The sequence below is a fragment of the Alkanindiges hydrocarboniclasticus genome (assembly GCF_001982605.1).
Classification (GTDB): Bacteria; Pseudomonadota; Gammaproteobacteria; order Pseudomonadales; family Moraxellaceae; genus Alkanindiges; species Alkanindiges hydrocarboniclasticus.
This window is the reverse complement of the sequence record NZ_MLCN01000025.1, coordinates 16,547-36,302: the sequence shown is the minus strand read 5'-3', so window position 1 is coordinate 36,302 and position 19,756 is coordinate 16,547. Positions and strand designations below refer to the sequence as shown.

19 protein-coding genes are annotated in these 19,756 nt (G+C 46.0%); 11 read left to right on the top strand and 8 right to left on the bottom strand.

The window, feature by feature from the left end:
- The coding region (locus tag BKE30_RS10180; RefSeq protein ID WP_076878494.1) for an IS5/IS1182 family transposase at positions 1-273 on the top strand (273 nt) is incomplete at its 5' end.
- A gap of 1 nt (position 274) precedes the next feature.
- Here the strand turns inward: BKE30_RS10180 and BKE30_RS10175 are convergent.
- The gene (locus tag BKE30_RS10175) at positions 275-547 is read right to left on the bottom strand and encodes a hypothetical protein (protein ID WP_198938073.1); all 273 of its coding nucleotides are present in this window, start codon (positions 545-547) and stop codon (positions 275-277) included.
- A 77-nt stretch (positions 548-624) separates the two neighbouring features.
- Positions 625-3,246 (bottom strand): Fe/S-dependent 2-methylisocitrate dehydratase AcnD, encoded by a 2,622-nt coding sequence (gene acnD, locus BKE30_RS10170; protein ID WP_076878492.1) that lies wholly within the window; start codon positions 3,244-3,246, stop codon positions 625-627.
- 326 nt (positions 3,247-3,572) lie between these two features.
- Here acnD and BKE30_RS10165 point away from each other — a divergent pair, with 326 nt between their 5' ends.
- The 4 genes from BKE30_RS10165 to BKE30_RS10150 all read left to right on the top strand — a co-directional run bounded on the left by BKE30_RS10165 (position 3,573) and on the right by BKE30_RS10150 (position 5,805).
- Positions 3,573-3,965, top strand: a complete 393-nt coding sequence (locus BKE30_RS10165) for a hypothetical protein (protein ID WP_076878491.1) — start codon at positions 3,573-3,575, stop codon at positions 3,963-3,965.
- Between the two features lie 241 nt (positions 3,966-4,206).
- Positions 4,207-4,947 (top strand): CAF17-like 4Fe-4S cluster assembly/insertion protein YgfZ, encoded by a 741-nt coding sequence (gene ygfZ, locus BKE30_RS10160; protein ID WP_076878490.1) that lies wholly within the window; start codon positions 4,207-4,209, stop codon positions 4,945-4,947.
- 45 nt (positions 4,948-4,992) lie between these two features.
- The gene (locus BKE30_RS10155) at positions 4,993-5,388 is read left to right on the top strand and encodes an EF-hand domain-containing protein (protein WP_076878489.1); all 396 of its coding nucleotides are present in this window, start codon (positions 4,993-4,995) and stop codon (positions 5,386-5,388) included.
- Between the two features lie 93 nt (positions 5,389-5,481).
- Entirely contained in the window at positions 5,482-5,805 is a 324-nt protein-coding gene (locus tag BKE30_RS10150) for a low molecular weight protein tyrosine phosphatase family protein (RefSeq protein ID WP_076878488.1), read from the top strand.
- A gap of 24 nt (positions 5,806-5,829) precedes the next feature.
- Here the strand turns inward: BKE30_RS10150 and BKE30_RS10145 are convergent, their stop codons facing one another.
- Entirely contained in the window at positions 5,830-6,438 is a 609-nt protein-coding gene (locus BKE30_RS10145) for a DNA-3-methyladenine glycosylase (protein WP_076878487.1), read from the bottom strand.
- 134 nt (positions 6,439-6,572) lie between these two features.
- Here BKE30_RS10145 and mutM point away from each other — a divergent pair, with 134 nt between their 5' ends.
- Positions 6,573-7,409: a bifunctional DNA-formamidopyrimidine glycosylase/DNA-(apurinic or apyrimidinic site) lyase gene (gene mutM / locus BKE30_RS10140; RefSeq protein WP_076878486.1), complete on the top strand. Its 837-nt coding sequence runs from the start codon at positions 6,573-6,575 to the stop codon at positions 7,407-7,409.
- A gap of 108 nt (positions 7,410-7,517) precedes the next feature.
- Here mutM and BKE30_RS10135 read toward each other — a convergent pair whose 3' ends face one another.
- The 3 genes from BKE30_RS10135 to typA form a co-directional block, all read right to left on the bottom strand.
- Positions 7,518-8,387 (bottom strand): EamA family transporter, encoded by an 870-nt coding sequence (locus BKE30_RS10135; RefSeq protein WP_076878485.1) that lies wholly within the window; start codon positions 8,385-8,387, stop codon positions 7,518-7,520.
- Positions 8,388-8,481: 94 nt separating this feature from the next.
- Complete coding sequence (mscL, locus tag BKE30_RS10130; RefSeq protein WP_076878484.1) at positions 8,482-8,940, bottom strand: large conductance mechanosensitive channel protein MscL; 459 nt, start codon at positions 8,938-8,940, stop codon at positions 8,482-8,484.
- A 271-nt stretch (positions 8,941-9,211) separates the two neighbouring features.
- Positions 9,212-11,065, bottom strand: coding sequence for a translational GTPase TypA (gene typA / locus BKE30_RS10125; protein ID WP_076878483.1), 1,854 nt, complete (start codon positions 11,063-11,065; stop codon positions 9,212-9,214).
- A 307-nt stretch (positions 11,066-11,372) separates the two neighbouring features.
- Here typA and BKE30_RS10120 point away from each other — a divergent pair, with 307 nt between their 5' ends.
- The 4 genes from BKE30_RS10120 to BKE30_RS16215 all read left to right on the top strand — a co-directional run bounded on the left by BKE30_RS10120 (position 11,373) and on the right by BKE30_RS16215 (position 16,109).
- The gene (locus BKE30_RS10120) at positions 11,373-12,404 is read left to right on the top strand and encodes a class I SAM-dependent methyltransferase (protein ID WP_076878482.1); all 1,032 of its coding nucleotides are present in this window, start codon (positions 11,373-11,375) and stop codon (positions 12,402-12,404) included.
- Positions 12,405-12,475: 71 nt separating this feature from the next.
- On the top strand, positions 12,476-13,942 hold the full coding sequence (locus tag BKE30_RS10115; protein ID WP_076878481.1) for an amino acid permease: 1,467 nt from the start codon (positions 12,476-12,478) through the stop codon (positions 13,940-13,942).
- Between the two features lie 767 nt (positions 13,943-14,709).
- Positions 14,710-15,915, top strand: a complete 1,206-nt coding sequence (locus BKE30_RS10110) for an RtcB family protein (protein ID WP_076878480.1) — start codon at positions 14,710-14,712, stop codon at positions 15,913-15,915.
- A 26-nt stretch (positions 15,916-15,941) separates the two neighbouring features.
- Complete coding sequence (locus BKE30_RS16215) at positions 15,942-16,109, top strand: hypothetical protein (protein ID WP_198938072.1); 168 nt, start codon at positions 15,942-15,944, stop codon at positions 16,107-16,109.
- A gap of 99 nt (positions 16,110-16,208) precedes the next feature.
- On the opposite strand, the gene omp38 (BKE30_RS10105) is transcribed toward BKE30_RS16215, so the two are convergent.
- Both omp38 (BKE30_RS10105) and omp38 (BKE30_RS10100) read right to left on the bottom strand, forming a co-directional pair.
- Complete coding sequence (gene omp38, locus BKE30_RS10105; RefSeq protein WP_076878479.1) at positions 16,209-17,321, bottom strand: outer membrane protein Omp38; 1,113 nt, start codon at positions 17,319-17,321, stop codon at positions 16,209-16,211.
- A gap of 279 nt (positions 17,322-17,600) precedes the next feature.
- A complete protein-coding gene (gene omp38, locus BKE30_RS10100) occupies positions 17,601-18,767 on the bottom strand; it encodes an outer membrane protein Omp38 (RefSeq protein ID WP_076878478.1) in 1,167 nt (388 codons plus the stop codon).
- Positions 18,768-19,153: 386 nt separating this feature from the next.
- Between omp38 (BKE30_RS10100) and BKE30_RS10095 the strand changes: the two genes are divergently transcribed.
- Positions 19,154-19,723 carry a GspH/FimT family pseudopilin gene (locus BKE30_RS10095; RefSeq protein ID WP_076878477.1) on the top strand — a complete coding sequence of 190 codons (570 nt, stop codon included), beginning with the start codon at positions 19,154-19,156 and terminating at the stop codon, positions 19,721-19,723.
- Positions 19,724-19,756 lie beyond the last annotated feature (33 nt).

Below are 19,756 nucleotides of genomic sequence, written 5' to 3'. Positions count from 1 at the left end.
TTTTTATTGACTGATAAAGGTTATCAAGGTTTAAAGCGACTAAAGATTCCTTACTTAATGCCATTTAAAGCCAATAAGAAAAGACCTTTAGTTGCGTTGCAAAAATGGCTTAATACTGAGATCAGCCGACGTCGCATTAGGATTGAGCATGTGATTGGCAAGTTAAAGCGGTTTAAAATTCTTGCAGAGCGCTACCGCAATCGACGTAAACGCATGGGATTACGCTTTAATTTGATTGCTGCTATTTATAATATCGAGCTGGTCAAAAATTGATTTATGCAAGAGATCTAATAGCTACATCTATATCTGAATCATAATCAAAAATTTTATTTTTATGTGGGCTAAATCCCAACTTACCAGAACCTATTATAAAAATTTCATGAAAATTAATTTCAAATTCATCAGCTATGCGCTTTCTAAAACTATAATAAGCATCTTCATTTCCGTTAAAAACAAATGGGGTACCGTGTAATACTTTGCGGCGACAAAAATCTAGCAAAGCATTATCATCATTTAAACTAGCGAGATTTTTAAGAAAGTCATCCATATTATTCCAAAAAATATTTAAAAGAAAATAAAAACCCCATCTCACGATAGGGTTTTTTTCAAACAAAATCAAATAGTTTAAGCAGTAGCTTCTACTTCTACATTGCCTTCCAAAAAGTCCTTGGCAAAGCGCTGCAATACACCACCTGCCTCATAAATCAGCACTTCTTCAGCAGTATCAAGGCGGGAAATAACTGGCACTTCTAGCGTTTCGCCATTGGCACGGGTAATTACTAAGGTCATATCAGCGCGGGGCGTGTGTTCGCCCCTCACATCATAAGTTTCAGTGCCATCAAGGTTTAGGGTAATGCGATTCACGCCCGCTTTAAACTCAAGTGGCAACACGCCCATACCAATCAAGTTAGTACGGTGAATACGCTCAAATCCTTCAGCAGCAATGGCTTCCACACCTGCTAAACGCACGCCTTTGGCTGCCCAGTCACGGCTAGAACCCTGACCATAATCCGCCCCCGCAATAATAATTAGCGGTTGTTTGCGTTCCATGTAGGTTTCCATGGCTTCCCACATGCGGGTAACGATGCCTTCTGGCTCAATACGCGCCAATGAACCCTGAATCACTTTGCCATTGTCATCACGTACCATTTCATTCAGTAGTTTTGGGTTGGCAAAGGTCGCGCGCATGGCTGTTAAATGGTCACCGCGGTGGGTGGCATAAGAGTTGAAGTCCTCTTCCGGCAAGCCCATTTTGTGCAAGTATTCACCTGCCGCACTGTTCATCATAATGGCGTTAGATGGCGACAAATGATCGGTGGTGATGTTGTCTGGTAGCACGGCCAAGGCACGCATACCTGTCAAAGTACGTGGACTCGCTGCCAGTGCACCCATGCCTGAAGTATCCCAATAAGGCGGACGACGAATATAAGTCGACATTGGACGCCAGTCGTACAGTGGGCTTGCCGCTTGTTCAATTTCGCCCAAGTCAAACATGGGAATATACACTTGGCGGAATTGTTCTGGCTTCACGCTTTTGGCCACTAAGGCGTCAATTTCTTCATCACTTGGCCAGATGTCTTTAAGGTAAATTGGGTTACCGTTTTGGTCATTACCCAGTGCATCACACTCGATATCAAAGCGAATCGTGCCTGCAATGGCATAGGCCACCACCAATGGCGGAGAGGCCAAGAACGCTTGTTTGGCGTAGGGATGAATACGGCCATCAAAGTTACGGTTGCCTGATAACACGGCAGTGGCAAATAAGTCACGGTCAATAATTTCTTGCTGAATCACTGGATCAAGTGCACCAGACATACCATTACAGGTGGTGCAGGCAAAACCAACAATACCAAAGCCTAATTTTTCCAGTTCAACCAGCAAATTGGCTTCTTTTAAATACAACTCGGCAACTTTTGAACCTGGGGCAAATGAGGTTTTAACCCACGGCTTACGCTCAAGGCCTAGTTCATTGGCTTTACGTGCCACCAATGCCGCAGCCACCACGTTACGTGGATTACTGGTATTGGTACATGAGGTAATGGCCGCAATAATCACCGCGCCATCTGGCATTAACCCGTCTTCTTTCACCCACTCGCCTGCAATGCCTTTGGCAGCCAAATCGCTGGTCGATACACGTGCATGCGGATTGGATGGGCCAGCCATGTTGCGCGTGACTTGAGATAAATCAAAATGCAACACACGTGGGTACACAGCAGTTTTTAAGCTATCTGCCCATAAGCCAGTGGTTTTGGCATAGTTTTCTACTAATTCTACTTGAGCAGTTTCACGGCCAGTAATGGTTAAATAATCCAGCGTTTGTTGGTCGATATAGAACATTGCACCTGTGGCACCATATTCTGGTGTCATGTTGGAAATGGTAGCGCGGTCGCCAATGGTCATGCTGTCCGCACCTTCACCAAAGAATTCCAAAAATGCACCAACCACACGTTCTTTACGCAAAAACTCAGTCAAAGCCAACACGATATCGGTGGCAGTAATACCAACCTGACGTTGACCTGTAATTTCGACACCAATAATGTCGGGTAGACGCATCATGGACGCACGGCCCAGCATCACGGTTTCAGCTTCTAAACCACCCACACCCACTGCAATCACGCCCAGCGCATCCACGTGTGGTGTGTGTGAGTCCGTACCCACGCAAGTATCAGGGAACGCTACGCCATCACGTGCTTGAATCACAGGCGACATTTTTTCCAGATTAATCTGGTGCATAATGCCGTTGCCCGCAGGAATCACGTCTACGTTTTTAAAGGCGGTTTTGGTCCATTCAATAAAGTGAAAACGGTCTTCATTGCGACGGTCTTCAATGGCGCGGTTTTTATCAAATGCGTCTGGATCAAAGCCACCGCACTCTACGGCCAGTGAGTGATCCACAATCAACTGGGTCGGTACAACCGGGTTTACCTTGGAAGGGTCACCGCCCTGATCGGCAATCGCATCACGCAGGCCTGCAAGGTCAACCAGTGCCGTCTGTCCCAGAATGTCATGGCACACTACGCGGGCGGGATACCACGGAAAATCCAGATCCTGGCGGCGTTCAATCAACTGGGTTAGGTAAGCAGTTAAATGTTCTGGCTCGGCACGGCGCACCAATTGCTCTGCCAGTACACGCGAGGTATAGGGCAAAGTGTCATAGCTACCGGGTTGAATGGCTTCAACAGCCGCGCGAACATCAAAGTAATCAAGCTGAGTGCCGGCTAGCGGCTTACGGTATTGGGTATTCATAGACAAACAATTCAATCAGATAAAAGTGGGGCGGGCAGACAAAAAGTAGCTGCTGTGGCGATGGCGACAATGGCACCCGTTTGTGCCTGTATTGTACGCCCTCAAAGTAGCGTTTCCCAAATTTAATATTTATCAATTGCTTAACCCCAAAAATGCCAGTTTTAGAAATATTTGGTTACACATATCTAGGTTTTTTGCTCTATTTATCCCTATAACTAAATTTAAGTGGAAATTTCGATAAAAACCTTTAATTATTAGCTGGTTATTTATTCAACGTCAGTTTGCTTGCTAAAATAGCAATAGGTTTATTGAATAATGATATCGCTATGCCTTCATCCTTGGTGCTGGGAACACTGGCTGCACTGTTTGCAGTGGCTGTGCTGGGCCAGCAATTGATCCGGCGCAACAACAAAAACAGTCTGTCTAATACTCAAGTAAAAGCCTCTCCCCTGCTGGCCTTATTGGCGCTTTGTGGCATGGTCTGGGCACCCGTTATGGCAGTCAATTACTGGCTACTGATACAAGCTGGTTTTGGCTGGTGGCTGGCACTGGCAGTGTCTGATTTAATCCTGCTGGTTTTGGTGTTTTATCTTGAAACAAAAGCCCAGCGGATTGATGGCGCTGCGGGCTGGATGGCTTTTGCCTGGTTACTGTTACAGCCTTTTACTGCCATGGCTTGCGGGCTGTTCAAGCTGGGCTATGTACTGATGCAGCTTTAACTGGCCGCAAACTCTTTTTAATGCAGAAGTGTTTTTAATGCAAAATAGTGGCGCACAATTAGTATGATTTGTTGAGTTTTCAGGCAGCAACCCCACCTGTTTAGGTATAGGCTATGCGTCATAACTGAGTTGTGTCACGGTTGAATCACTGCAACCCTGATGTTGACGCATACTTGCGCTTAAAAGTAGCCAGCATCATGAGCCAGTGATTTTCATTGCAGACCTTTTTTGGAGATTGAACATGAGTTCGAGTGCTTCCCCCAGCTTTAGCCGATTGACATTACAAGGCCCGGATGCCGAAAAATTCTTACAGGGACAGGTCACAGTTAATGTGCAAGCCCTTAGCAGTGATGAATATCGCCCCACAGCCATTTGCGACTTAAAAGGCCGGATTAACTTTGGTCTATGGCTCAAAAAATACAGCCCGGAATCCATTGAAGTGGTAGTGGCCGACGACCAGCGCGATGCACTGCACGCCCATATTAAAAAATATGGGGCCTTTTCAAAGTTTCAACTGGATGCTGCGTTGCCTGTATATCCGGCTATTGTTGAGGGCAAGGCCAGCTTTAGCCATAACGATGAAGGTGTAAGCATTGAACAATGGCAACACACGGCCATTAGCCAAGGGCAGGCATGGATTACTGCGCAAACGGCGGGACTGTTTCAGCCACAGGAGTTGCGCTTGCACCAGCGCGGCGGTGTGGACTATGACAAGGGCTGCTATTTGGGGCAAGAAATTATTGCACGCCTGTGGTTCCGCGCCAAGCCCAAGCACTGGCTGCATTTGATTAGCGCCGGGATTGGTGATGTACCTGATGCAGGTGCTGAATTAGACAAGGATATTCAGGTGGTGAATGCAGTAGCCTCAACCAATGGCTGGCAAGCGCTGGTGGTGGCAAAGCCCAGTGCTTTAGAAGCTTCAATTTATCAGGTGCTGGATTTGCCGGACGGCTTGAATGGCGATGTAGGGCGTGAGAAGTAAATGGCTTGATGTTTAAGCTTCTATCTGAAAATAGGATAAACCTGCATGATAAAAACCAGATCGGTGCCAGTAATGGTCTTTTCCATAGTCTGTTCAAGTGCGGGTTTTGCCTGTGATCCAAATGCCGTAAATTGGGATCAGTTTTATGCCATTAATGATAAAAATAATGACCAGAAAATCCAGCGCACTGAATGGCAAAATTTAAGTTTTAAAGGCTCAAATTTTGAAAGCGGATTTGAGTCTGACCTACCTTCCCAACAGATTTTTCAGCAACTGGATACTAATAAAAATGCAGTATTAGATGGTCAAGAAATTTACTATATCTATCGCTATCTGCCCAACCCTTGTGCCAATTTTAATATGCAAAATACCACTCTTACTAAAAAAGAATCTTTATTGTCACTGGATAAACTTAAAGCATTTTTACAGCAATTATTTTAATAGGTTTATTAAATCTTTATTATAAATCCAGTCAAAAACTGATTGACTCAAAAATCTTTAACCATATCGAGAAATGCAATCAATAAACCAAATATGAACTACCTTTTCATCTGTAGCCGTAACCAGTGGCGCAGTCCTACGGCAGAGCGCGTATTTGCCAAGGATTACGGCATTCACACCCGCTCTGCCGGCACCTCAGCACAGGCCAAGCGTAAAATCAGTGCCAGTGACATTGCTTGGGCAGATGTCATTTTTGTGATGGAACACAAGCATAAGCAACGGATCAAGGCTGAGTTTGCCAAGCTATGCCAGTTTAAAACTATTGTGGTGCTGGATATTCCTGACGATTATCATTATATGGATGCCGCGCTGGTGGAGTTATTACAGCAATCCATGCAGCCTTATTTAACTCAGTAGGCATGGTTCATTTAAATGTGTCAATTATTTTGACACTGACCCATGCCCCGTCCAGTAAAAGCGCATCAGCCAATGCGCTGCTTCTCCGGCATAGTCAATGCCAACCCGCTTGGCTACACTCACAGGAATATTGCTTTCAGTTTTGTTTTCGACCCATAAGCCCACTTCTTCACCCAACAAGTGATTGTTCAGGCGCTTATCAATATTTAACCGCTTGGTCAGCTTGGCAGGCCCTGCGCCAGTCTTGATAGATTCACCTTGCACATGCACCGCGCGAATCAGTACCGCTTCCGGCTGGCCAATTTCGGTGGTCACAATGTTCAATAAATAATGCAGGCCATAAATCAGGTAAACATAAATGGTACCGGCTTCCTTATACATCACACTGGTTCGCGGCGTATGGCGGCCTTCAAACGCATGGCAGGCTGCGTCACCAATACCCAGATAAGCTTCGGTTTCGGTAATTAGGGCACGAACCACCTGCCCGTCATCCATACGGCGGCACAGGTAGCAGCCAATCAAATCAGCCGCCACCACAGCCGTTGGCCGCCTAAACCAGGCATGGTCGACAATACTGGTTAACGGATCAGACAAGTCTTTTTGGGCAGCAGATGAAGCAGGATTTTTTGGCATCTTTTACAGCAGTGTCCTTGTTTTTCACCACTTTAAGGCCAATATTAACCGGAATACGTCTTTTATTTGTAAGCCAAACTTTTGTAAAACCGTAGCAAAAAATTGATGTTGATTGTTTATCCGTGAGCTTTTTTATGCCTGAGTTGCCCGAAGTTGAAACCACCAAAACCAGCCTGCAACCCTTACTCGGCCAGACCGTAACCGCTGTTCAGGTATATCAGTCCAGCCTGCGTTGGCCAGTGCCGGACAATTTATCAACGCTGACTGGCCAAAAACTGCTCAAGCTGGAACGGCGTGCCAAATATATTCTGGCGCATTTTGACCGGGATGCCCTGCTGTTACATCTGGGCATGTCCGGTAGTTTTAGTATTTGTAGTCGTGATGATGAATTGCGCAAGCATGACCATGTGGTTTTACAATTTAGTGATAGGCAATTTGGGGACAATGAAGGCCAGATCACAGAATTGCGCTATCACGACCCGCGCCGTTTTGGCTGCATGCTGTGGCTGGAAAATGGCACCCATACCCTGCTATCCAAACTGGGACCAGAACCACTGGACAGTGACTTTGATGCCCGCTATCTGGCCAGCAAACTAAAAGGCAAAAGTACCGCCATTAAGGTGGCCATCATGGACAATGCCGTAGTGGTGGGTGTTGGAAATATTTATGCTACTGAAAGCCTGTTTAATACCGGCATTCATCCGGCACGGCCAGCCTGTTCCTTAACTGAACAGGAAATTGAAAAGCTGGTGGTCGAAATCAAGCGCATCTTAAAACAGGCCATTGATCTGGGCGGCTCTACCTTGCGTGATTACACCAATGCCATGGGTGAAAATGGCTATTTTCAGCAAACCCTACTGGCCTATGGGCGTGCGGGTGAGATGTGCGTCAATTGCGAAACGGTGCTGGAAAACCTGAAACTGGGACAGCGCGCCAGTGTGTTTTGCCCGCAATGCCAGCCCTTAAAGTAGCCATCAATAGGTTCAGGCATGGTCTTTTACTAGATTCAGGGGCTGTCCTTGTATAAGTTTAAGTACAATATTGAAAGACCAGCTTGTCAACGCCCAGCGCATTACCCCTTAAATTCTGGCGTAATACAACAACAGAATGGCCATCAGCGACAACGCCACAAATCCCCAGCCAGATTTTTTTAGTTTTTCACGGAATAACACCACACCAGCCACAACACTGAGTACCACCACTAGAATATTCATGCTGGCAAATACAATGGCCGGGTTACTGGCCAATTGCTGATGCGCCTTGATATAAAACCAGATATTGCAAAAATTCAATGTGCCGAGCATTAACCCCAGCCCAATATGGCGGGGCTGTAGCAACGGTTTCCACTGGCGTTGTATGGCTTGCCACAGACACAAGCCCAGCAAGGCAATGCCAAAACTGGCACACAGGGCGATACTGGTAGAATAGCCTAACGTGGAAATATATTTCAGCAATACATCGACAGCGGCATAACCCGCCCATACCGCCAGCAATAGCCCGCCCGAATGCTTTAGCGCACCAACCGACTTGCTGCTACCTTTGCTACTCAAAATCAGGCCCAGCACGCCGCCCAAACCCAGTACAATCCCCAGCAGCTTGAGCCAGTTAAAGCTTTCGGCAAATAGCAAAAATGCCGCCAATAACGACAGCACCAACGACATGCGCTGGGCCACTTCAGTTTTAATCAGGCCAGCATGGTGTAATGAACGGGCTAGTGTCACAAAAATTACAGGCAACAACAGACCTAGTGCCAAAAAGGCCAGCCACGATCCGGAGTTGATATGCTGTAGGCTGCTAAAATTCGGCTTCAGCAATACAGCGCTCAAGCCAATGGCCGCTACATAATTCCAGCTAATCAGTGCAATTGCAGTAAAACCCTGCGATTTTGACCACTTTAAAACCAGTGACACCAGCACACTGCACAGCGCCGCAAGCAGCAATTCCGTCATTATGAGTTTACGAAAGCCCCAAAGCACTCAGTATAAAACGGGTAACACTCTTGGCAATAAAAAACGGCTGATTTCTCAGCCGTTCTTGAAAATTTTAACTATTTTTGGTCTTTAACTGGTCACGGATTTCACGCAAGAGCTTGATATCTTCTGGTTCCGGTACCGGTTTTTCATCAGCTTTTTTGGGTTTTTCTTCTTCGCGGGCATGCATGCGACGCAGGCGGTTAATGCCTTTGACCATCAGGAATACGATCCATGCCAGCAGCAGGAAATTAATTAAAATGGTCAGGAAACTACCATAGCTCAGCACATTGACCCCTGCCGCCTTAAGGTCAGCCAGTGATGTCAGGTTATTGGGATTATCGCCCAGTACAATAAACCACTGGGAAAAATCCACATCACCGCCAATAATCCACGAAATAAATGGCATAAACACGTCTTTTACCAGTGAGTCGGTAATCTTGCTAAAGGCGCCGCCAATAATTACGCCCACAGCCAGATCAATCATGTTGCCCTTGATGGCAAACTCTTTAAATTCTTGCAGGATGCTCATGCAGTCCCCTCCAGTTGATGGTTTCTCACCAAAAATTTATCGCATAACAATATGTTATTTAAATTAAAAACAGCTTTAATACTGTGTCAGGTTTTACTGTAGTGTTTTTGCCAAAAAAAGGAACGGGTTCACACAGTTTTGCAACACAATAAAAAACCACCAGTCTAAGGGATAGACAGGTGGTTTTTGCTAACTTCGTAAAATCACGTATTTAGCACTACAGTAGGCATACTGCTTTTATGGCAGTGGCCTACTCTGGCTTAATACATGCTTACTTGCGGCCAGCGCGTTTACGGTCATTTTCAGTCAGGAACTTCTTGCGCATACGAATAGATTTTGGGGTTACCTCAACCAGTTCGTCATCTTCAATAAATTCCAGCGCCTGCTCTAGCGTAAATTTAATGGCTGGGGTTAAAGTCAGGGCTTCATCCGTGCCACTGGCGCGCACGTTGGTCAGCTGTTTGGCTTTGGTTGGGTTAACCACCATGTCATCGCCACGTGAGTTGATACCCACGATCATGCCTTCGTACACTTCAAGCTGTGGCTCGGCAAACAAACGGCCACGATCCTGCAAGAAATACAGGCCATAGGCCAGACAGGTTCCGTTAGCCATCGAAATCAGTACACCGTTCTGACGCGATGCGCCTGAGGTGCTTTTCACCGGGCCATAATGCGAAAAGCTGGAAGTCATGATGCCAGAACCGGAAGTCATGGTCAGGAACTCTGAACGGAAACCAATCAGGCCACGCGAAGGTACAGTGGCTTCAATACGGATACGGCCTTTACCGTCTACTTCCATATTGGTCAATTCGCCGCGACGGTTACCCATCTGCTCCATCACGCCGCCCTGATGCTGCTCTTCCACATCAAAGGTGACGTTTTCAAACGGCTCATTCATCTTACCGTCAATTTCTTTCATGATTACTTCAGGACGCGATACACCCATCTCAAAGCCTTCACGACGCATATTTTCAATCAGTACTGACAAGTGCAGCTCGCCACGGCCAGATACTTTAAAGCGATCTGGGGAATCGGTGTCTTCTACCCGCAGTGCCACGTTGTGAATCAGCTCACGTTCCAGACGTTCACGAATATTACGCGAGGTCACAAACTTGCCTTCACGACCCGCAAATGGCGAGTTGTTTACCTGAAAGGTCATCGAAACGGTTGGCTCATCCACAGACAGCGGTGGCAAGGCTTCAACAGTTTTTGGATCACAAATGGTGTCAGAAATGTTTAGTGCATCAATACCGGTGATACAAATAATATCACCTGCAGAAGCACTCGGCACTTCAACCCGATCAAGGCCATGGTAGCCCATGATTTGCAGGATACGACCGTTGCGCTTGTTACCTTCTTTGTCAATAACAGTCACTGGCGTATTGGTTTTAACCGCACCGCGTTGAATACGGCCAATTCCGATCACACCCACAAAGCTGTTGTAGTCCAGACTGGAAATCTGCATCTGGAACGGGCCTTCAATATCAACTTTTGGCGGCTCAACGATATCTACAATGGTCTGGAACAGCGGTGTCATGTCTTCAGCCATATTGGCTGGATCATTACCGGCAATTCCGTTGATTGCTGAGGCATACACTACCGGAAAATCAAGCTGCTCATCGCTGGCACCCAGATTGTCAAACAGGTCAAACACCTGATCCATTACCCAGTCAGGACGTGCGCCCGGACGGTCAATCTTGTTCAGTACCACAATTGGCTTTAGGCCACGGGCAAAGGCTTTTTGGGTTACAAAGCGGGTTTGTGGCATTGGGCCATCTTGCGCATCAACCAGCAGCAGCACACAGTCCACCATGGACATCACGCGCTCTACTTCACCACCAAAGTCGGCGTGTCCCGGTGTATCCACGATATTGATACGGTATTCCTGATCGGTACGCTTATCTAACCACTTAATGGCTGTATTCTTGGCCAGAATGGTAATACCGCGCTCACTTTCCAGCGCATTGGAATCCATAACACGCTCAATTTCACCAGCACGGTCGCCTAGCGCGCCAGACTGTTGCAACAATTTGTCGACCAGTGTGGTTTTGCCATGGTCAACGTGCGCAATAATGGCAATATTGCGTAAATCTTTTACACTTGAATCACTTGCATTAGATGACATTCAATTAAATCCGGTAGTTTGTACATATGTATGTACACAGTTTATTTTACTAGCACCCATCTGAATGCAAGCAACTAAAAATTTGGACGCGAAATTATATCAGAGAACCGGTTACAGCATTGGTTTTTTTAAACACCTCATACTGGTTACTTTGTAACCACCCCATCGGGCCAGCAAAACCAGACCAGACTTTTTCATCCTGCCTTGATTCTGACGGTTTAGATTTTCATTGTGGCGCACGCAGAATTCATTAGGCAAGTTCTGCTAAAATTTCATTTTTAAACCAGATACGTTACAGGGGCATGGCATGGATCCGCGCAGTGAGGTAATTTTACGGCAACTCAGTTTTTTTAAGGGTTCCGTATTACTGGCAGGCCTGCCAGCCGATCAGTTAATTCATGAGCTAAAACCACAGGTTAGCAGCCTGTTTGCCTGGTCATGGCACTTTGGGGATTATAGTGCATTGACGCAGCTGAGCAGTAATTGCCACTTTTCAGCCGAGCCACCAGAACAGCAATTTGATCAGGCCATTATCTTTTTGCCCAAATCAAAAGAACTCACCGATTATTTATTACAGCGCATTGCCAGCCGGTTAAAACCTCAGGGCGAGCTGTTTCTGGTGGGAGAAAAGCGTGCTGGTATTGAGCGTGCTGCCAAGCAGTTACAGCCTTATGGCAAAACCTTAAAACTCGATAGCGCCCGGCATTGCCAGTTGTGGCAATGCAATTTGTCCGGCCCTGTTAGCGACAAGCCCCTGGCCGAATGGGCCAAAACCTTTGTGCTAGAGCCATTTGACCAACTGAAGGTGGTCAGCCTGCCCGGTGTGTTTAGCCACGGCCATCTGGATATGGGCACTGCCCTGTTATTGCAGCATCTGGACAAACTGCCCAAAGGCGACTTGCTGGATTTTGGTTGCGGTGCAGGTGTTATTGGCTGTTTTTTAAAGAAAAAACATCCCCAGCAAACGGTTCATTTTATGGATGTCGATGCCTTTGCACTGGCTGCCACCCGATTCAGTCTGGCAGCCAACCAGATTAATGAGGATGACACTGTGCAGTTGATTGCCGGACGTGGCATTGCTGATGCCCCGCACAATCTGGGGGCCATTATTAGCAACCCACCATTTCATCAGGGCATTCGTACCAGCTATCAGGCCACTGAAGATTTGCTCAATCAGGCAGTGTCGCATCTCGACAACACCCGAAAAGTGAAGGGTGAATTAAGGATTGTTGCCAACAGCTTTTTAAAATATCCTCCGCTGCTCCAAAATCGCTTTGGCCATTGTCATACCCTAGCACAGGGTCATGGCTTCCATGTGTATCAGGCCATACGCAGCTAGTTTTTCATTAAGCTGATTTACCAGTTACCTGATTCACCCGATATTCTTTTTGCTTGGATATTTTTTTGCCCATGGCCAGTCCACACCCTGCAACGCCGCACTTACAGCGCAAACTCAAAGCACGCCACTTAAACATGATTGCCATTGGCGGCTCTATTGGCACCGGCCTGTTTCTGGCATCCGGCAGTACCATTGCTGCGGCTGGGCCGGCAGGTGCATTGCTGGCTTATGCCCTGATTGGCGTTATGGTATTTTTCCTGATGACCAGTCTAGGTGAAATGGCCGCTTACCAACCGGTTTCCGGCTCATTTTCCACCTATGGCGAGCGCTATGTGGAAAAAGGCTTTGGCTTCGCACTGGGCTGGAACTTCTGGTACAACTGGGCGGTTACCATTGCTGCGGAGCTGGTGGCAGCACAGATTATCATGAGTTTCTGGTTTCCAGAGGTCAATGGCATCGTGTGGAGTGGCGGCTTTTTGCTACTGATGTTTTTGCTTAATGTCATTTCAGTTAAGGGCTTTGGCGAAAGTGAATTCTGGTTTTCGCTGGTTAAAGTCATTGCTGTGATCATTTTCATTGGGCTTGGGCTGGCCAGTATTTTTGGCCTGATGCATGGCGTACAATCGCCCGGGTTTAGTAACTGGACGCATGGTGATGCGCCGTTTGTAGGTGGCCTGCAAGCCATGGTTGGGGTTGCCATGATTGCCGGATTTTCCTTTCAGGGCACCGAGCTGATTGGTGTGGCAGCCGGGGAATCGGAAAACCCTAAAAAGACCATCCCACTGGCCATCAAGCAGTTATTCTGGCGCATCCTGATGTTTTACATTCTGGCCATTTTTGTAATTGGTACGCTCATTCCCTACGATGACCCGCGCCTGCTGCAAGCCGCCAGCAATAATGACATTACGGTATCGCCGTTTACCCTGCTGTTTGAGCGTGCCGGTTTTGCCTTTGCCGCCAGTGTCATGAATGCCGTGATCCTGACAGCTATCTTGTCGGCTGGAAATTCTGGCATGTATGCCTCAACCCGCATGCTGTATAACCTGGCCAAAGAAGGCAATGCACCGCGGATTTTTGCCAGACTCAGTAAAAACGGCGTACCCCGTTATGCGCTGCTGGCCACCACCCTGATTGGTGGGCTGTGTTTTTTAAGCACTTTTATTGGTGACAAACAGGTGTATGTGTGGCTGCTGAATACCTCAGGCATGTGTGGTTTTATTGTGTGGCTGGGTATTGCCGTGGCGCATTACCGTTTTCGCAAGGGCTATATTGCACAGGGCTACCAGTTAAGTGACCTGCCTTACCGTGCCAAGTTTTTCCCGTTTGGCCCCCTGTTTGCCTTTGGCCTGTGCTTGTTCATTACCCTCGGGCAAAATTATCAGGCCTTTATGGGTGAGCATATTGACTGGCAGGGCATTATTTCGGCTTACATTAGCATTCCCATTTTTCTGGCCATCTGGCTGGGTTACCGCTTTAAATATAAAACCCGCTTTGTGCCCTATGCCGAGATGGACGTGCGGCCTTACCGCGGTGATTAAGTGCTTTTTACTCTGTTGATGTCTAAACTGAAACTGGATACAGCAATGCTTGCCAGCCTCAGCCAATCATGTATTAACTGGGTTGGCAGCACAGCATTCCAGTGGATTTGTGCCAAACCCAAGCCTTAGATCATTAATGGTTCTTCGGTATTAATATTTTTTAAATATCAGTACTCTCCTGTAAACGTGAATTTTTAAGCTTAGCTATTTTTGTTTTAACAGTAGACAAAGGATTGGTTATAGCCTTATGTCCTAGTCACAACGCCAGTACTAACAAGGGTTACCTCTTTCTCATACACGCGGACTGCTATTGTTTTTTAGGCATTTAACCCCATTAATACTACAGATGAAAATGCCTTTTTAGGCTTATTTAACTTTTGGTTCATAGTGATATTCTGGTAAATTGGAGTTGCATTTATAAACATTCTATTTATAATGCCAACCCTTCATAAATCAGTAGCTATTTAATACCGATTTATCGAAAAACCAGATTCATTCATTTCACCCGTTTTATTAAAAGGAGGATGTTGTGCTAAACCCTAATTTGAAGAAAAACATCACTGTTTAGCAAACATCCATCAATTCGGATGTTTGCCAAACCAAAGGTGGTAAATATCCGAATGCAGCAGCCAAAAGCTCAGCATTCGCTGGGTTTTTTTATAGGCAAAAAAACCCTTACGACAAGCCTTATACCAATAACAGCATGGTACTAGCTCCCTTGTCAGTTGATATTTACCCATAATCAATTTTAAAAATGGAAAATAAGCATGGCCATTCAAATGACCATTAACGCCAACTCTGGTTATGGCGTTCCTATTAAAGTCTTCACGCAAGACATAGAAGCTGATGCCATTGAACAGCTTAGAAAAGTGGCGCAGTTGCAGTTTATCCATTCGCATGTGGCTGTCATGCCAGATGTGCATCTGGGCATTGGTGCAACGGTAGGCAGTGTTATTCCCACCAAAAATGCCATTATCCCTGCTGCGGTTGGGGTGGATATCGGCTGTGGTATGAATGCAGTCCGGCTAAGCTTAAATGCCAGCCAGTTGCCAGATGACTTGCGCCGTATCCGTAGTGACATTGAACGCAAGGTGCCCGTGGGGTTTGCCTTGCACAAGCAGGTAAAGGCAAAAGCGTCTACCTTAAGCCCACTGGACAAGCGTTTGCAGGTCATTATCGCCAAGCATCCGGGTCTTAAGCGCATGCTGAAAAATTTTGACCAGACCTGGCAAAAGCAACTGGGCACACTGGGCGGCGGCAATCACTTTATTGAACTGTGTGTGGATGAGCAGCAGCAGGTATGGGTAATGCTGCACTCCGGTAGTCGCGGCCTTGGTAATTGCATAGGTAGCTACTTTATTGAACTGGCCAAAAAGGAAGCACAGCACCGTTTTGGTCACGTTCCAGATAAAGACCTGTCATATTTTGCTGAAGGCTCAAACAGTTTTGATGATTATGTAGAAGCCGTACACTGGGCACAGGATTATGCCTATGAAAACCGCCGCGAGATGATGCGACTGGTTTTGGAAGCGATCCGCCCGCTTTTACCACCATTCCAGTTAGCCAAGGAAGCCGTGAACTGCCATCACAATTATGTGCAGCAGGAACAGCATTTTGGTGAAAATGTGTTTGTTACCCGCAAGGGTGCCATTCGGGCCGGACACGATGAGCTGGGTATTATTCCCGGATCAATGGGCGCCAAATCCTATATTGTCAGAGGTAAAGGCAATCCCGAATCGTTTTGTTCCTGCTCGCATGGGGCAGGCCGCAAGATGAGTCGTAGTAAGGCTAAGCGCCTGTTTACCAGTGATGACCTCAGCCTGCAAACTCAAGGGGTTGAATGCCGTAAGGATGGTGGTGTTGTGGATGAAATCCCGGCAGCCTACAAGGATATTGATCAGGTTATGGCCAATCAGACTGATCTGGTTGAAGTGGTGCATACCTTAAAACAGGTTTTGTGTGTCAAAGGCTAAAAATACAAAATTGGTGAGGAACAGTTATGAAAGTTAAGAAAATGCCAGCGTTTCAGGAGCGTAATCATCTTGCCTTGCATCCGCTATTGCATAAAAGTGGCGTGCATCAGAAGCAGGATATCGATGTGGCCAGAATGCGTGAGCGTCGCACAACCCGCCAGCGTCTTAAAAAGAACCTGTGGGAGGACATGTAAATGCATCAGCATCATTTAACCCTTGCCAATGCCCTAAAAAAAGCCGCAGTAATTGCGGCTTTTTTTATAAGTTTAAAATTTCACAGGACTTGGCAGCATTTAGTTGGCAGGCACCTGATCAGCAGGAACAATCACGGTACGGCTACCCTTGATGACGGCATAAACACGACGGTTTAAGGCACGTCCATCTGGCGTGGCATTGGTAGCAATCGGACTATCCCAGGCAAAACCCTGCGTGCTTAAACGACTGGCGTTAATGCCAAATTCATTTACCAGCATTGCTTTTACCGCATTGGCACGTGCCAGTGCCAGACGCTCATTCAACTGGCGCGAGCCTGTATTATCGGTATGCCCTTCAATGGTGGCTGATGCATTGGCATATTCCTGCAACTTGGTAGCAACCTTGGCCACTTCTGGTTTGTATTGCGCTTTGATCACAGATTTATTGGTATCAAAGAAAATACGCAGCTCCATTCGTAAATCTTCGGTCAGCTCTTTAGGGGGTGGTGCAATGGGGGTTGCCACCGGTGCAATCACAACAGGGGGCGGTGCCACTGGCTCAACCGGAGCCACAGGAACTGCCGGCTTTAAATGGCCGCCCAATACCAGATTTAACCCGGCAATGGCTTGCGGCTCCCAGATTTTATTATCAAAGTTATAAATGGCACGTCCTTCGGTGCGAACAGACAGCGCATCATTGACTCGCCAGAATACCCCTAGTCCTGCATTACCAATAGTATCAGTAGATTCAGTGCCCACACTGCTGCCAGTTTCATCAATTTCATATTTGGCTTGTCCCGCACCCAGCATCACGTATGGCTTAACTTTACTGTCATAATTTTTAGTGATCAGGTCAGAAGTCACATAAAAATTACCCAGCAGGTTTCTCTGTTTGGCATCATAAGTATCAGTAGTCAGGCTAGTTGTACCATTTTTCAGTTTGGCCTCTGCACGTGTTTCACCATACTCCACCTCAAAACCAAGCCATGGCGTAAGTTCCAGGCCAATGGCTGCACCGGTATAGACATCATTGTCCAATTGATAGCCAGTACCCGACTGATTCACAGCAAACTGTTCAGTACGCTCACGTTTTTTAGCATTATCAGGATACCAGGTATACCCCAAGATCAGTGGACTAACAGTAACACCAGCGGTCGCTACAGTAAAAGGAGCAGCTAATAATATTGCCAGTACAGCACGATTTAGTTTCATCAATCTCTCCAGAGATGTAAGAATTTATTAATCTGGCAGAGCGTAATTGAAGCTACAAGTAAACAAAACAGGTAACAAAATATTTTTACCGAATCACGGAGAAGAATGACAAAGGATGAATTTATTTTTAAGGGTAGTATCAAATATGTAATTTTTGGATAATGAGTTTTTATACTTTTTTAAGAAATGAAAACAGCATAAATTTAAATTGAAAGATTTTTGGTCAAAAAAATAGCCGCACAGGGCGACTATTTTTTCTTAACGGCCTATTACTGTAAATTACTCAGTAGTAGCAGTAGCTGCAGGTGCAGTAGTAGGTACTTGGTCAGCTGGTACAGTTACAGTACGGCTACCGGTAATTACTGCATACACACGACGGTTCATTGCACGACCTTCTTTGGTGTTGTTCGGTGCAATTGGACGATCCCATGCATAACCTTGGGTAGTCAGACGGCTACCATCAATACCGTATTGGCCAACCAGCATAGACTTCACAGAATTTGCACGAGCCATAGACAGGCGCTCATTCAGTTTACGTGGACCAGTGTTGTCAGTATGACCTTCGATCATTGCAGTAGCATTTGGATACTCTTGCAGTTTCTGGGCAACTTTGGCAACTTCAGGCTTGTACTGTTCCTTGATATTAGACTTGTTAGTATCAAAGAATACACGAAGTTCCATTTTCAGGTCTTCGGTCAGCTGTTGTGGCTCAGGAGTTGGCTCAGGAGTTGGCTCAACAACTGGTGGTGGTGGTGGTGCAATTGGCTCAACTGGAGCAACTGGAGCAGCAGGTTTCAGGTGACCGCCCAGTACCACTTGCAGGGCAGCAATACCTTGGCCTTCCCACCAGTTGTTATCGAAGTTGTGCGTTGCACGAGCTTCAGTACGCAGTGTTAATGCATCATTTAGCTGCCACAGTACACCGGCACCCAAGTTACCAATGGTGTCATATGAACGGTAATCATAGCCAGGGTTATCTACAGTAATACGGCTGTAACCACCACCGATCAAGGCATATGGCTTAACTTTACTGTCATAGTTACCAGTGAATACGTCAGTAGTCGCAATCAGGTTACCGCTTAAGGTTTCATGCTTGGCATCGTAAGGAACGCCATTGTATGGAAAACCGAACTCGTTTGGTGAGTTACGTTCATTATGTTGAGCATCAGCTTTGGTTTGCTGGTATTCAACTTCTGCTTGCAACCATGGAGTCAGTTCCAGACCAATAGCTGCACCAACAGACAGGTCATTAACCAGTGCTACACCACCTGGAATATTAGCACCAGTAGTGTCGCGGTTAGTTAATGCTTCATTCCGCATTTTGTCCTGCGTATCTTCTGGATACCAGTGATAACCCAGCATTAATGGGGTTACAGTTACACCTGCATTTGCGGCAGCAAACGGAGCTGCAACTAACATCGCGAGCGCAATACGACTCAGTTTCATGGATTCCTCCAGATGTTTAAAAAATTTGTTGTTCAGTGTTTAGCCTACTCGGTTTTTCGGCTCACTGGAATAGTTAAATAACTATTTTTCCAGCATTTTTAAGTCTTCATGTCACACTTCAGATTACTTCATTACCCAGTACCCGCTTTCCAGGTGTGTTCCGAAGTAACTCCATAGAGCGAAGTATTGATAAAAATTTTTACATCTTCCGTTGCAGTTTAGTAAGTTTCACGTTGCAGAGTCAATACTTTGTATTATTTAAAGAAATTATTGCACTTTTTTTATTAGACAGAGTAGTCTATACTTAAAAAAACCAAATAAATGATCTATTTCAATAAGATAATTTTTATTTGATATCCAATAAGACTTGTTTGAGAAAACATAAAATGCAATTTTTAAGAAAAATATCCGGTTTTACACTGGTTGAACTCGTTACAGTGATAGCAGTTATTTCTATTCTTGTTATGATTTCAGCACCTTTTTTTAGTTCTTTGTTAAGAAGTTCTGAGGCAATCCAAGTATTTAATCGGTTCTATCCCGCCTTAAGTGATGCCCGTATTAAAGCAGCTACCCTGCATTATGCTATCGGCTTATGTGGCAGTAGTGATTATACAAACTGTGATAATGACTGGAATAAAGGTGCATTATTATTTATTGATCAGAATCATAATCGTGCGCTGGATAATACTGAAACTATTTTAAATTACTACCCCACCAATATTAAGTATGGACAAGTTAGCTGGCGTGGGGCTGGAGGCAGTACTTCAAATGTTTTGCTATATACCGCTGAGCGTGGCCGCCTGGACATGAGTAATGGCAGTTTCCGGTACTGTGCTGAGGAAAACTACTGGCACCGGATGATTATTTTACCCAAAATTGGTAGTGCTAGGTCCTCTAAAGACAATAACGGTGATGGTATCCATGAGACCGCTAGCGGTACGAATATCAGCTGTTAAATCAATGGATTCTGTTGTTTCTGACGATTAATT

What these genes read in the sequence shown, in the direction of transcription:
- BKE30_RS10175 (WP_198938073.1), bottom strand. Translation starts at nt 547, where the DNA reads ATGGATGACTTTCTTAAAAATCTCGCTAGTTTAAATGATGATAATGCT.
- acnD (WP_076878492.1), bottom strand. Translation starts at nt 3,246, where the DNA reads ATGAATACCCAATACCGTAAGCCGCTAGCCGGCACTCAGCTTGATTAC.
- BKE30_RS10165 (WP_076878491.1), top strand. Translation starts at nt 3,573, where the DNA reads ATGCCTTCATCCTTGGTGCTGGGAACACTGGCTGCACTGTTTGCAGTG.
- ygfZ (WP_076878490.1), top strand. Translation starts at nt 4,207, where the DNA reads ATGAGTTCGAGTGCTTCCCCCAGCTTTAGCCGATTGACATTACAAGGC.
- BKE30_RS10155 (WP_076878489.1), top strand. Translation starts at nt 4,993, where the DNA reads ATGATAAAAACCAGATCGGTGCCAGTAATGGTCTTTTCCATAGTCTGT.
- BKE30_RS10150 (WP_076878488.1), top strand. Translation starts at nt 5,482, where the DNA reads ATGAACTACCTTTTCATCTGTAGCCGTAACCAGTGGCGCAGTCCTACG.
- BKE30_RS10145 (WP_076878487.1), bottom strand. Translation starts at nt 6,438, where the DNA reads ATGCCAAAAAATCCTGCTTCATCTGCTGCCCAAAAAGACTTGTCTGAT.
- mutM (WP_076878486.1), top strand. Translation starts at nt 6,573, where the DNA reads ATGCCTGAGTTGCCCGAAGTTGAAACCACCAAAACCAGCCTGCAACCC.
- BKE30_RS10135 (WP_076878485.1), bottom strand. Translation starts at nt 8,387, where the DNA reads ATGACGGAATTGCTGCTTGCGGCGCTGTGCAGTGTGCTGGTGTCACTG.
- mscL (WP_076878484.1), bottom strand. Translation starts at nt 8,940, where the DNA reads ATGAGCATCCTGCAAGAATTTAAAGAGTTTGCCATCAAGGGCAACATG.
- typA (WP_076878483.1), bottom strand. Translation starts at nt 11,065, where the DNA reads ATGTCATCTAATGCAAGTGATTCAAGTGTAAAAGATTTACGCAATATT.
- BKE30_RS10120 (WP_076878482.1), top strand. Translation starts at nt 11,373, where the DNA reads ATGGATCCGCGCAGTGAGGTAATTTTACGGCAACTCAGTTTTTTTAAG.
- BKE30_RS10115 (WP_076878481.1), top strand. Translation starts at nt 12,476, where the DNA reads ATGGCCAGTCCACACCCTGCAACGCCGCACTTACAGCGCAAACTCAAA.
- BKE30_RS10110 (WP_076878480.1), top strand. Translation starts at nt 14,710, where the DNA reads ATGGCCATTCAAATGACCATTAACGCCAACTCTGGTTATGGCGTTCCT.
- BKE30_RS16215 (WP_198938072.1), top strand. Translation starts at nt 15,942, where the DNA reads ATGAAAGTTAAGAAAATGCCAGCGTTTCAGGAGCGTAATCATCTTGCC.
- omp38 (WP_076878479.1), bottom strand. Translation starts at nt 17,321, where the DNA reads ATGAAACTAAATCGTGCTGTACTGGCAATATTATTAGCTGCTCCTTTT.
- omp38 (WP_076878478.1), bottom strand. Translation starts at nt 18,767, where the DNA reads ATGAAACTGAGTCGTATTGCGCTCGCGATGTTAGTTGCAGCTCCGTTT.
- BKE30_RS10095 (WP_076878477.1), top strand. Translation starts at nt 19,154, where the DNA reads ATGCAATTTTTAAGAAAAATATCCGGTTTTACACTGGTTGAACTCGTT.